We start from the raw sequence: 12,223 nt of genomic DNA on the forward strand, positions 1-12,223 counted from the left end.
AAGACCTATATTTGCAAAACTGAAAATCCCCCGACCCAATGAAAAATAGTGCAGTTACCCATATTGCCCTGGCACTTTTGCGTATCGTGCCATCGGCCCTTATGCTGACCCATGGAATTCCAAAATTTCAAAAGCTCATTTCAGGAAACATTGAATTCATCAACCCTTTGGGCATAGGTGAGGCGCCCACACTATTTTTAGCTGTTTTAGGCGAGTTTGTGGCACCCATTCTGGTAATCATTGGGCTTAAGACGAAATGGGCGACCATACCGACCATACTGACAATGGCCGCCGCCGCATTTATCGTTCATGCTCCAGATCCAATCGGAAAAAGAGAACTGGCCCTTCTATATTTGACCATTTTCGTGCTCATATTTCTGCTGGGGCCCGGCAAATACAGTATAGACAAGAAGTAATTACATTACGTTCACGAGCAGTTCTTTGAGCAAATCGGCCTGCGAATTGTTGTAGGCCCCTACCCCTTTGCCCTTCATATCCAATTTTCTGAGCTCAGAAATGATATGGCTGACTTGTTTCATCGGATAATTCTTTGCCGCTACTTGATATTCGCCCACGAAATAAGGATTGATGCCCAAGACCGATGAAACATTCTTTGACGAATGATCATTAAGCCCGTGATACTGTAATAACTGGGTGAAAAAGGTATTCAGCAATGTTATGGTGACCACAAATGGATTGTCTTTCGGGTTTTGGGCGAAATACGTAATGATGCGCGTGGCCTTCTTGACATTACGCTCGCCAATGGCCTTTTTCAACTCAAAATTGTTGAAATCTTTGCTAATACCGATATGCTTTTCAATAAGGTCAGGGGTGATTTCTTCATTTTTTTTTATGACCAGCAACAACTTTTCGAGTTCATTGTTGATCTTGCTCAAATCGGTACCCAAGAACTCTACCAATAGCGCACTGGCCTTGTGTGATATTTTGAGGCCTTTGCCGGCCAGTAATCTCCTGATCCAATCCGCCACTTGATTCTCATACAGTTTCTTACTTTCGAATAGCAGACTATCTTTCTGTAGTGTTTTATATAGTTTTTTGCGCTTGTCAAGCTTTTTGTACTTATAGCAAATCACCAAGATGGTCGTAGGTTGCGGGTTTTCTGCATACCCAACAAGGTTTTCAATGGTTCTTGACAAATGCTGTGCCTCTTTGACAATGACCACTTGGTATTCGGCCATCATCGGATAGCGTTTGGCATTCGAGACTATTTCGTCAACCGAGGTATCCTTGCCATAAAGAACCATTTGATTAAAACCCTTTTCCTCTTCGTTTAGCACATTATCAGCAATGTAGCCAGAGATCTTATCGATATAATAGGGCTCATCCCCCATCAAAAAATAGACGGGATGAAAGCTTCTGTTATTAATATTTTCAACGATTTTTTTTATTTCTTCCATTCTAAGGCCATCAACCATATCGATGGCCTAAATTAAGTACTTTATACATCATGGCAATGCCATCAAAATCTTTATTGTCCATGCCCTTTTACTTTGTTTGGCCTTTGGGCGGGGTTGTTGGTCTAAATTTATCGGTGTCTTGGCAAAATATGGCAATCTTCATAACTGATACCAAACAATTATTAACATGTTCAAGAACTTTCTTCTGGGTGTTTTCGTCATGCTGCTGCTACAGTCGTGTGTACAGAAAACGATTCAAATGGCTGAAAACGGAAGCACAGAATATACCATTGTCATCGACAAAAGTTTAAAAAACGACGCAACAATTTCAAAAGTGGCTGTCGAACTTCAGAAATATTTCAATGAAATCACCGGGGCGAACTTACCCATTGCCCATGAAGAAGATTTTTTGGCGGCAACCCCTAAAATCTTTTTGGGATTGGCACAAGGGAAAAACATGCCCGAGCAAAAAATAGCGTTACAGACCATGGGAAACGATTTGATGATCACCGGTGGTTCGCCCATTGCCGTTCAGAACGCGGTATATGAATTCTTGGAAAGTCATTTAGGGTGCCGGTGGTATGCCCCTGGTGCAGAAGAAATTCCAGATATAAAAAAACTTAAAATTCCAGAAATCCACTATCAATACTTGCCCGATATCACCACACGAACGGTACATTCAAGACTTTTTTATGAAAATGCCGACTTTGCCGACAAACATAAAGTGACCCACACCGCCTTTCCAAAATATGTGCCCGAGGCCCGGGTACACACTTTTCATAGGTTTTTACCAGAAGAGACCTTTTATGAAGAGTTTCCCGAATACTATGCGCTACGTGGCGACCAAAGATTGCCCACCCAGTTGTGCCTAACCAATGAAACTGTATTGGAAATTGTAAAAGATTCTGTGGCCGCACTGTTGGCCAGAAATCCAGAAGCATCGGTCGTATCAGTAAGCCAAGACGACAACCAACAGCACTGTCTCTGCGCAGATTGTAAAAAAATTGATGAAGAAGAAGGGAGTCCGGCGGGCACCATGATCCACTTTGTCAACAAAGTGGCCGAGGCCTTCCCTGAAAAAACCATCTCTACACTGGCCTATCAATATACCAGAAAACCACCAAAGACGGCACCTAGAGAGAATGTACTCGTCACCCTATGTTCCATTGAGTGTGACCGTAGCGCGCCAATAGCCGAAAAGTGCATCGACTTCAGCAACGACCTAAAAGGTTGGGGCACCTTGACCAAAAACATTAGAATTTGGGACTATACCACCCAATTCACCAATTTTCTTGCCCCTTTCCCAAATCTGCATACACTTCAACCGAATGTGCAACTGTTTCGTAACAATAATGCCCGATGGATTTTCGAGCAACACAGCAACCACCCCAGTGAGTTGTTCGAGCTTCGATCATACTTGACCGCAAAACTATTGTGGAATCCTGATTTGGATGTGGATGCACTCATTGAAGAATTTACGGATGGATACTATGAACAAGCAGGAAAGTATATAAGGCAATACATCGATTTAATCCATTCTGAGCTTGAAAAGGATGACGCCTTTTTTCTCTTCTTGTATGGCGACCCCTCTGAAGCCTTCACTTCATTTTTAAGCCCTGAGCTTCTGAATGGCTATGTACAACTTTTTGATCAAGCAGAAGCTGCCGTGGCCGATAGACCAGAAATCGTCAACAGGGTCAAAATGGCACGAATGAGTATTGACTATGCCGTATTGGAGGCATCCAGAAAAGGTATTTCCGATGATTACCGCCTACTGGTCGATGAAAACGGGAAAAAAAAGGTGAACCCGATTTTGGCGCCAATTCTTGACAGTTTCATGGCCACCAGTCAAAAAAACAATATCACATTGATGAATGAAATGGGTTATACGGTCGCCGAGTACGGTGCCAACTATCTTTCAGCCTTAGAGGTTTCGAAGAAACCAAATATTGCCACTGGCAAAAAAGTGATTTCATTGACAAAGCCAAAAAAGTATGCCAATGAAAATCCGATGGTGTTGACCGATGGTGCCCTGGGGGGCAGTAGTTTTTATGCAAATTGGCTAGGTTATGAAGGAGACGACATGGAAGTCATCATCGATTTGGGAACGCCACAAACCATCAGTACCGCCTCATTGGCCTTTTTGCAGGTGACCAATCATGTGGTATTCTTTCCGACATCGGTCGCTTATTATGGCTCCAACGACAAACAAGAGTATACTTTGCTGGCAAGGTTACAGAACCCGAATCCGCTTGAGAAGACCAGTAAAGTCAACGACATCCACTATTTTGACGCACAGTTCAAGCCCCAGAATGTACGCTATGTCAAGATAGTCGCCAAAAACACCGAAACACCCTACTGGCATCATGCGGCAGGACTGCCTTCATGGGTATTCGCAGACGAGATTATCTTAAATTGAATGTTGCTCAAATTGCTTGCGGTTCTTTCAAAAAAATCATCAACTTTGCTTGATGCAGGCATTGAATTTTCCGAAGTATCAATTTCGTTTCAAACATTCAGAACAAGGCATCAAGATTTTTGATATCATCAGAAAAAAATTTGTGGTGCTACAGCCCGAAGAATGGGTGCGTCAGCATGTCATACATTTTCTTGTCAGCACAAAGAGCTATCCCAAATCGCTGATGAACGTTGAAAAATTATTGGTGGTAAACAATCTCACGAAGCGATACGATATTGTGGTCTATAATGCCGATGGCAGTATTCATTTGTTGGTCGAATGCAAAGCTCCCAACATCGCCATTACCCAACAGGCATTTGACCAGATTGCCATATACAATCAAAGTTTGGGGGCTACATATCTTATGGTGACCAATGGTCTTGACCATTATTATTGTCAAATGGACTATAATAGGGAAAAATATATGTTTTTAAAGGAAATTCCTGATTTTAGCCGTTAATTTGCCCTCGCTTTGAAGATAGCCATCATCATATTGAATTGGAACGGGGCGACATTGCTCGAGAAGTACCTACCATCGGTTGTGGAATTCTCAACGGGGGCTTCCATTTATGTAATCGATAATGCGAGTACCGATGGCTCAATAGCATTTCTACAAAAAGAATATCCCCAGATCACCATTGTCAAGAACGACTCAAATGGTGGTTTTGCCAAAGGTTACAATGATGGTCTGAAGCATATCGATGCTGATATTTATTGTTTGTTGAATTCAGATGTGGAGGTCACCAAGAATTGGTTGGAGCCAATAGAAACAGCTTTTAACGAGCATTCAGATGTGGCCATCGTACAGCCCAAGATCCTAGATCTAAAAGATAAAAGTTACTTTGAATATGCAGGGGCCGCAGGTGGTTTTATTGACCAATTGGGGTACCCCTTTTGCCGTGGTCGTATTTTTCAGGCACTCGAAAAAGACGAAGGCCAATATGATGACATCCACGATATTTTTTGGGCAACAGGTGCCTGTATGTTCATCAAGAGCAAGGTCTTCAAACAATTGGGAGGGTTTGATGAAGATTACTTCGCCCATCAAGAAGAGATTGATTTGTGCTGGAGGGCCCACAATGTTGGGCACCGTGTTCTATATGTCGGGCATAGTACCGTATATCATTTGGGAGGATCGACTTTAAGTAACATGAACCCAAAAAAAACATATCTAAATTTTAGGAACTCTCTGTTCACCATCACCAAAAACCTGCCTAGACGTAAGGCCGCCCTTATTGTCTTTTCACGTTTATTGTTGGATGGGGTCGCGGCCATTCGATTCGTTTTTCAACTGAAGCCCCTCCATAGTTGGGCCATTTTAAGGGCCCACTTGAGTTTTTACCGACAGTTGCCCAAAATGCTTCGCAAGCGGGAGAAAGCTAATTTTATATTAAATTACTATGCAACGAAATCCGTAGTATGGTCACATTTCGTACATCAAGTGAAGAATTTTAACATTTTAGTAAAAGATTAACGAAGCCCTATTATAGATCGACCACATTTTCTATAATTTTGGGGCGATTTCAAAAGGGTAACTGATTAACCACATAAATACATAGATAACATTATGAAAAAATTGTTTTTAGGGACACTTGGAATTGCACTATTGCTTTCTTCGTGCGTTTCACAAAAAAAATATGCTGAACTTGAAGCCAAGCAAAAAGAGACCCAGGATCTTTTGAACTCGGCCACAGTAAAATTGAATACTTGTCTTGAAGAAAAGGCAACCGCCGATTCACGACTTAAGACCCTCGAAGATCAAAATGCCTTTTTGAAGGCCAACAACCAAGAGTTGATCAATAACATGGGAAATTTGACCACTCTTACCGCCAAGGGTGCTGAAAACCTTGAAAAATCGTTGGAAAGTCTTCGTGAGAAAGATTTGACCATCAGAAAACTGCAAGATGCCGTAACCAGACGCGACTCTGTAAATTTAGCTCTGGTACAAAGCCTAAAAGGGGTGTTGGGCAACCTTGATGATGAAGACATTGAAGTCAGTGTAGAGAAAGGCGTGGTCTTTGTCTCGATTTCAGATAAACTGTTGTTCAGAAGCGGTAGCTATAATGTAACCAATGCCGCGAAGGAAGTCTTGGGCAAAGTGGCCAAAGTGGTCAACAACAAACCCGATTTCGAGTTTATGGTCGAAGGCCATACCGATAACGTACCCTATAGAAGTGGCGTATTGCTCGATAACTGGGATTTGAGTGCCAAGCGCGCCACCTCAATCGTGAGAATTTTGCAAAATGATTTCGGTGTAGATCCAAAACGCATGACAGCAGCAGGCAGAAGCTACTATATACCATTGGCAGAGAATAATACTGCAGCGAGCAGGGCCAAGAACAGAAGAACCCGAATTGTGGTATTGCCAAAACTAGATCAGTTCTACTCTATGATCGAAGAAGGAATGAAAGATCCCGCTATCGGCGGAGGCGGAAGATAATCTATAAGGATTTAAAGTGTACAAAAAGACGGTCCAAGAAATTGGGCCGTTTTTTATAGGATGCCTAAGCTTCCTTTTCCTTCCCTTACAATCACTGGTGCACCATCAGAAAGGTCAATTACCGTTGAGGCCACGTTATCACCATATCCGCCATCAATGACGACATCGACCAGGTTTTCCCATTTTTCCAATATCAACTCAGGGTCTGTGGTATATTCAATGACATCATCTTCATCGTATATCGAAGTTGAAACGATCGGATTGCCCAATTCTTTCACCAATGTTCTGGCAATAAGGTTATCGGGTATTCGAATGCCAACGGTCTTCTTCTTTTTGAAATCTCTCGGAAGGTTATTGTTTCCTGGAAGAATAAAGGTATATGGCCCAGGCAATGCCCTCTTTAGAATCTTAAAGGTCGAGGTGTTGATTTGTCTGACATAATCGGAAAGATTGCTCAAATCGGCACAGACAAACGACCAGTTCGCTTTGGCCAATTTTATGCCTTTGATTCTAGCAATCTTTTCCAAAGCTTTTGAATTGGTAATATCGCATCCAAGTCCATAGACGGTATCGGTCGGATAAATGACCAACCCGCCGTTGCGAAGCACCTCCACTACCCTTTTGATTCGTCTAGGGTTCGGATTCTCCTCATATAATTTGATAAATTCGGCCATCGTTATCGGGTAACCTTTAGACTAAGTCAGCACTTCGAGCTTGGCAAAGCGCAAGAGCAATTTTTTGACATTTCCCGTGTCAAACTGAATCTCGGCTTTTTTATCGTTGCCTACCCCTTCGATTTTCAAGATCTTTCCCTTGCCAAAACGGGTATGGTTGACCAATGAGCCCTCCACCAAATTGGGATCGATGGTGACCGTATTGCCCACAGGCTTTGAAAGTTCGGGTTTTATTTTACGTAATCGTCGCAACTGGTTTTCATTGGGGCCCATTACTTTTGGGGGTGTACCATTTTTGGGTTTTGTCTGCCGTAGTTTGCTTTTGTCAACGTCACCAAAAATATCGGCATCTATCATTGATTTATAGCGATAACCATCATGTATCGGGGTAAGATTTTCGACATATTGCTCTTCAATTTCCTCTAAAAAGCGACTGGGCTCCGCATCGATAAGCTTCCCCCAACGATAGCGGTTTTGGGTATAGGTAAGGTACGCTTGCTTCTCGGCACGGGTAAGGGCAACATAGAACAATCTTCGCTCTTCTTCAAGTTCACTACGGGTGTTCATACTCATGGCCGAGGGAAACAGGTCTTCTTCCATCCCAACAATATACACATATGGAAACTCCAGCCCCTTCGCCAAGTGTATCGTCATCAGGGCAACACGGTCATCATCGCCTATTTCTTTGTCCATATCGGTGGCAAGGGCCACATCTTCCAAAAACTCAGTCAAATCACCTTTGGCATCGACGATTTCTTTTTGCCCCTCGACAAAATCTTTGATACCGTTGAGCAACTCTTCAATGTTTTCCATACGCCCGATACCTTCAGGGGTACCATCTTTTTTGAACTCCATCAACAGGCCTGACTTTTTGGCCACATGCTCAGCAAGAGTAAAGGCATCGGTCTCTTGGTTCATGATCTGAAAACTCTTGATCATCGTTACAAAATTCTGCAGCTTGGTCTTGGTTCCAGTGGTTATGTTGAGGGCCAACTTATCTAGATTTTCGATTACTTCGAAGATAGAGCGGTCATAATGGTTGGCGGCGACGACCAATTTGTCGATCGTGGTCTGGCCGATACCCCTTGTGGGGAAGTTGATGACCCTTTTGAGGGCTTCCTCATCTTTTGGGTTGATGACCAACCTGAGATAGGCCAACACATCTTTGATTTCCTTTCGTTGGTAAAAAGAAAGCCCCCCATAAATGCGATAGGGAATATCCCGTTTCCGTAAGGCATCCTCGATTGCCCGTGACTGTGAATTGGTTCGATACAGCACGGCAAAATCACCATTCTGTAATTGTTGTTGCATTTTTTGCTCAAAGATCGAACTGGCCACATAACGACCTTCTTCGGCATCGGTGATACTTCGGTGTACTTTGATTTTGTTTCCCTCATCATTGGCCGTCCACACTACCTTCTGCAATTGGTTTTTGTTCTTCGCAATGATGGAGTTTGCGGCATTGACGATATTTTTGGTCGAGCGATAGTTCTGCTCTAAACGATATACGCCGACATCGTCATAGTCACGTTGAAAATTCAGAATATTGCTGATGTTTGCGCCCCTGAACGAATAGATGCTCTGGGCATCATCGCCCACTACACAGATATTTTGGTAACGATCGGCCAAAGCCCTGACAATCAGATATTGTGAATGGTTGGTGTCTTGGTACTCATCGACCAAAATATACTTGAACCGCTCTTGATATTTCATCAACACCTCAGGGAAACGAGTCAGCAATTCGTTGGTGCGCAGCAAAAGATCATCAAAGTCCATTGCGCCGGCTTTAAAGCAACGATCTACATAGTTTTGATAGATCTCTCCCAATCGTGGTCGCTTGGCCATTGCATCGGCCTCCATTAATTCGGGGTTTTGAAAATAGGCCTTCACGGTGATGAGACTGTTTTTATACGATGAAATACGGTGCTGTACCTGTTTGTACTTGTAAATATCTTTGTCCAATCCCATTTCCTTGATAATGGAAGCGATCAATCGTTGCGAATCTTGCGTATCATAAATGGTAAAATTACTGGGGAAACCCAGCTTGTCCCCATCATAGCGAAGTAAGCGGGCGAATATGGAATGAAAGGTGCCCATCCAAAGATTCTTGGCCTCAGATTCCCCAACAATACCGGCAATACGCTTCTTCATCTCACGGGCCGCCTTATTGGTAAAGGTCAATGCCAAAATGTTGAACGGGTCTACACCTTCTTGCATCAAATGGGCAATGCGATAGGTAAGCACACGGGTCTTGCCCGATCCAGCACCGGCAATTACCATCAGTGCACCTTCTTTATGGAGCACGGGCGCCTTTTGGGCATCGTTCAGTTCATTTAAATAACTCATCAATTCGCTTAGCTCTGCAAATAAAGGTGAAATTAGCCAATCTTGGGGTTATCGAGAAACCGTTTCCGCAATACTTTTGAACAGCCCGCCTTCTTCAAACCATTTTGAATATATTTAGGGGCATGGAAAGAAATTTCATTTTCGTATTGTCATTTGTATTCCCTATAGCCATAGCATTTGCCCAAGAAAAGAATCCTGGCCCCATTATCGCTGATTATGGTGCTGTTTGGGAGGTTCCCGATACCGATTACGAAACGAGGACCAATGGTGACCTTAAGGTGGTCTTCGATATCATGAACAGCCCCAATGGCCTTGGTGAACCAAACAAAAGTATCGAAACAGCGGCCCGTTTTTTGAACATGCACGCCAAGAGCGGCATCAAACCTGGGCAGATGAAAGTTATTCTAGTGGTTCATAATAAGGCATCAAAAGATATTTTGACCAACGAAGGGTACCAAAAAAGGTTCGGTATGAACAATCCTAATGCTGAAATGATCCGGCAATTACTGGATGTCGGTGTTCAGTTTGTTTTTTGCGGTCAATCATCCCTATCACGAAATATACCCATTGAGGAAACCATATCTGGCGTACAATTGGCCCTTTCGGCCATGACCGCGCTCATACAATCACAAAACGATGGTTACCGACTAATTAAATTTTAGATTATCAAACATGAAATCATTAAACACTTTACTGCTTTTGTTGTTATGCTTTTCGCTGTTTGCCCAAGGCCCAAATCTTGAAAAAGATTATGAGGCCATTGAGGGCAAGGTGATCGAATGGCGGCGTGACATCCATCAAAATCCCGAATTGAGCAATCGTGAATTCAAAACCGCTAAAAAAATTGCCGACCACTTAATAGCGTTGGGCATTGAAGTTCAAACCGGGGTGGCCCATACCGGTGTGGTTGGGGTTTTAAAAGGTGACAAGCCCGGTAAGGTGGTAGCACTTCGTGCCGATATTGATGCCCTACCGGTAACCGAGCGCAATGACCTATCGTTTAAATCAACCGTTACTTCAGAGTTTCTTGGAGAAAAAGTGGGTGTAATGCACGCTTGTGGCCATGACGCGCATACAGCTATTTTGATGGGCGTCGCCGAGATTTTGGCCAGCAACAAAGATAAAATCAACGGCACGGTCAAGTTTATCTTCCAGCCCGCGGAAGAAGGTCCGCCCCCAGGTGAAGAAGGCGGTGCCCTGCTCATGGTCAAAGAGGGCGTGTTGAAAAACCCTGATGTCGATGCCATCTTTGGGTTACATATCAATTCTCAGACACCCGTGGGTATGATTCGCTTTAAAATTGGGGGCACCCTGGCCGCAGCGCAAAGCTTTACGATCAAAGTCAAGGGAAAACAGAGCCATGGCTCACAACCTTGGGCCGGTGTTGACCCGATATTGATCAGCGCCAAGATCATCGATGGCCTACAGACCATCATCAGCCGAGAGGCGAACTTGACCAATGAAGCGGCCGTCATTACCGTAGGCAAGATTAAAAGTGGGGTGCGTTTTAACATCATTCCCGAATCCGCTGAAATGATCGGCACCATTAGAACGCTTGATTATGGTATGAAAGACCATATCAACAAGCGTATGAAAGAAATGGTCGCCACCATTGCAAAGGCCTATGGAGGCGAAGCGACCTGTGAAATCAAAGATGCCACTGACATTACCTTTAACGATCCCAATTTGACCACTGAGATGTTGCCGACACTGAAAAGGGTTGCTGGCGATGAACGGGTAATCGCTCAAAAGGCCGTCACCGGTGCTGAAGATTTCTCTTATTATCAACGGGAGGTACCCGGTTTCTTTTTCTTTTTGGGAGGAATGACCCCTGGCAACAAAACACCTTACCCACACCATACCCCCGATTTTTTGATTGATGACAGTGGTTTGCTATTGGGTGTAAAGGCCATGACTGAACTGGCATTGGACTATCTCGGCCAAGCACCCTAAAAAGAGGGGTGAAACCCAAAGTTGGCATACCAATTACCAATCGATTTAACATTTGCCAAACCGAAATCATGATTACATTTGCACCTATAAAGAATATTTCACTTAATGTTATAAAAGTCAGTGATTTATGAGAAAAACTACTTTACTGATTCTTTTCCTCTGTCTAACAGCATTGGCCCATGGCCAACGAAAGAGCGAACTGCTCGAGCAGATCGATACGTTGAAATCTGAATTGCGAAGCGCAAAAGATTCTCTTGCAAAGCTACAACGTGTGGCTTCGGCAAATAAGGCTAAAGCAACCACCCTTGAGAGCCAGAACGCCGGGTTGCGTGATGCCAATGCCACCTTGCTCAAAAACCTTAACGGCTTTGCTGAAATATCAAATAAGAATACTGAGACCGTAAATAAGGCATTGGCAAGTCTCAAGGAAAAAGAGCAGCAGCAAAAGTTTATCACCGATACCTTTTCCCAAAATGATTCCACTGCTATTGTATTGTTGACAAAGGGTAAACAAACATTGGGCAAAGATGCAAAATTGGGTGTCAGTAATGGGGCCATTGTCATTGCCAATAGTCTATCGTCATTATTCGGAAGCGATGTTGGGGTTTCGGTAGGCACTGATGCCGACGAATGGTTGACACGCGTGGCCCAACTTTTGAATGAGGCACCCGAACGGAATGTAATCATCGAGGGGCTTAACATCACCGGTGAATTTGATCTTACCTTGCAACAGGTCGCTGCCGTTGCCGCTGCATTGATCAAAAATCACGGGGTGGCGCCAGAACGAATACGAACCTTGGTGAAAGATGGCAATTTTAAAGAAGGAATCAATATTCGGTTAGCGCCAAGCCATCGGGGATTTTATGACAAAGTGAAAGAAAACTTCAAAGGGTAGGCCATACTTTTTGAAGAAATAGTGCGTTGTACAGACAAC

Annotated in this window: 11 protein-coding genes; 8 read left to right on the plus strand and 3 right to left on the minus strand. The window is 43.6% G+C overall.

Annotated elements, in window-relative coordinates; genetic code table 11:
- Positions 1-38: 38 nt before the first annotated feature.
- Positions 39-416 (plus strand): DoxX family protein, encoded by a 378-nt coding sequence (locus tag L0P89_RS16070; RefSeq protein WP_235266134.1) that lies wholly within the window; start codon positions 39-41, stop codon positions 414-416.
- Here the strand turns inward: L0P89_RS16070 and holA are convergent, their stop codons facing one another.
- Complete coding sequence (gene holA / locus L0P89_RS16075; protein ID WP_235266135.1) at positions 417-1,418, minus strand: DNA polymerase III subunit delta; 1,002 nt, start codon at positions 1,416-1,418, stop codon at positions 417-419.
- A 187-nt stretch (positions 1,419-1,605) separates the two neighbouring features.
- Between holA and L0P89_RS16080 the strand changes: the two genes are divergently transcribed.
- The 4 genes from L0P89_RS16080 to L0P89_RS16095 all read left to right on the plus strand — a co-directional run bounded on the left by L0P89_RS16080 (position 1,606) and on the right by L0P89_RS16095 (position 6,316).
- Positions 1,606-3,837, plus strand: a complete 2,232-nt coding sequence (locus L0P89_RS16080; protein WP_235266136.1) for a DUF4838 domain-containing protein — start codon at positions 1,606-1,608, stop codon at positions 3,835-3,837.
- A 52-nt stretch (positions 3,838-3,889) separates the two neighbouring features.
- Entirely contained in the window at positions 3,890-4,336 is a 447-nt protein-coding gene (locus tag L0P89_RS16085) for a type I restriction enzyme HsdR N-terminal domain-containing protein (protein WP_235266137.1), read from the plus strand.
- 12 nt (positions 4,337-4,348) lie between these two features.
- Positions 4,349-5,350 (plus strand): glycosyltransferase family 2 protein, encoded by a 1,002-nt coding sequence (locus L0P89_RS16090; protein ID WP_235266138.1) that lies wholly within the window; start codon positions 4,349-4,351, stop codon positions 5,348-5,350.
- Between the two features lie 93 nt (positions 5,351-5,443).
- Positions 5,444-6,316, plus strand: a complete 873-nt coding sequence (locus tag L0P89_RS16095) for a flagellar motor protein MotB (RefSeq protein ID WP_235266139.1) — start codon at positions 5,444-5,446, stop codon at positions 6,314-6,316.
- Positions 6,317-6,369: 53 nt separating this feature from the next.
- On the opposite strand, the gene L0P89_RS16100 is transcribed toward L0P89_RS16095, so the two are convergent.
- Positions 6,370-6,990, minus strand: a complete 621-nt coding sequence (locus tag L0P89_RS16100; protein ID WP_235266140.1) for an L-threonylcarbamoyladenylate synthase — start codon at positions 6,988-6,990, stop codon at positions 6,370-6,372.
- A 21-nt stretch (positions 6,991-7,011) separates the two neighbouring features.
- The gene (locus L0P89_RS16105) at positions 7,012-9,336 is read right to left on the minus strand and encodes an ATP-dependent helicase (protein WP_235266141.1); all 2,325 of its coding nucleotides are present in this window, start codon (positions 9,334-9,336) and stop codon (positions 7,012-7,014) included.
- A 122-nt stretch (positions 9,337-9,458) separates the two neighbouring features.
- Between L0P89_RS16105 and L0P89_RS16110 the strand changes: the two genes are divergently transcribed.
- The 3 genes from L0P89_RS16110 (at position 9,459) to L0P89_RS16120 (ending at position 12,184) form a co-directional block, all read left to right on the plus strand.
- Positions 9,459-9,998, plus strand: a complete 540-nt coding sequence (locus L0P89_RS16110) for a DsrE family protein (protein ID WP_235266142.1) — start codon at positions 9,459-9,461, stop codon at positions 9,996-9,998.
- 10 nt (positions 9,999-10,008) lie between these two features.
- Positions 10,009-11,289 carry an amidohydrolase gene (locus L0P89_RS16115; RefSeq protein ID WP_235266143.1) on the plus strand — a complete coding sequence of 427 codons (1,281 nt, stop codon included), beginning with the start codon at positions 10,009-10,011 and terminating at the stop codon, positions 11,287-11,289.
- A gap of 127 nt (positions 11,290-11,416) precedes the next feature.
- Positions 11,417-12,184 carry a hypothetical protein gene (locus L0P89_RS16120; protein WP_235266144.1) on the plus strand — a complete coding sequence of 256 codons (768 nt, stop codon included), beginning with the start codon at positions 11,417-11,419 and terminating at the stop codon, positions 12,182-12,184.
- The last annotated feature ends 39 nt before the right edge of the window (positions 12,185-12,223 follow it).

The organism is Muricauda sp. SCSIO 65647 (genome assembly GCF_021534965.1).
GTDB lineage: Bacteria > Bacteroidota > Bacteroidia > Flavobacteriales > Flavobacteriaceae > Flagellimonas_A.

Excerpts from the sequence above, each read along its gene's own strand:
- L0P89_RS16070 (WP_235266134.1), top strand. The coding sequence starts at position 39 with ATGAAAAATAGTGCAGTTACCCATATTGCCCTGGCACTTTTGCGTATC.
- holA (WP_235266135.1), bottom strand. The coding sequence starts at position 1,418 with ATGGAAGAAATAAAAAAAATCGTTGAAAATATTAATAACAGAAGCTTT.
- L0P89_RS16080 (WP_235266136.1), top strand. The coding sequence starts at position 1,606 with ATGTTCAAGAACTTTCTTCTGGGTGTTTTCGTCATGCTGCTGCTACAG.
- L0P89_RS16085 (WP_235266137.1), top strand. The coding sequence starts at position 3,890 with ATGCAGGCATTGAATTTTCCGAAGTATCAATTTCGTTTCAAACATTCA.
- L0P89_RS16095 (WP_235266139.1), top strand. The coding sequence starts at position 5,444 with ATGAAAAAATTGTTTTTAGGGACACTTGGAATTGCACTATTGCTTTCT.
- L0P89_RS16100 (WP_235266140.1), bottom strand. The coding sequence starts at position 6,990 with ATGGCCGAATTTATCAAATTATATGAGGAGAATCCGAACCCTAGACGA.
- L0P89_RS16105 (WP_235266141.1), bottom strand. The coding sequence starts at position 9,336 with ATGAGTTATTTAAATGAACTGAACGATGCCCAAAAGGCGCCCGTGCTC.
- L0P89_RS16110 (WP_235266142.1), top strand. The coding sequence starts at position 9,459 with ATGGAAAGAAATTTCATTTTCGTATTGTCATTTGTATTCCCTATAGCC.
- L0P89_RS16115 (WP_235266143.1), top strand. The coding sequence starts at position 10,009 with ATGAAATCATTAAACACTTTACTGCTTTTGTTGTTATGCTTTTCGCTG.
- L0P89_RS16120 (WP_235266144.1), top strand. The coding sequence starts at position 11,417 with ATGAGAAAAACTACTTTACTGATTCTTTTCCTCTGTCTAACAGCATTG.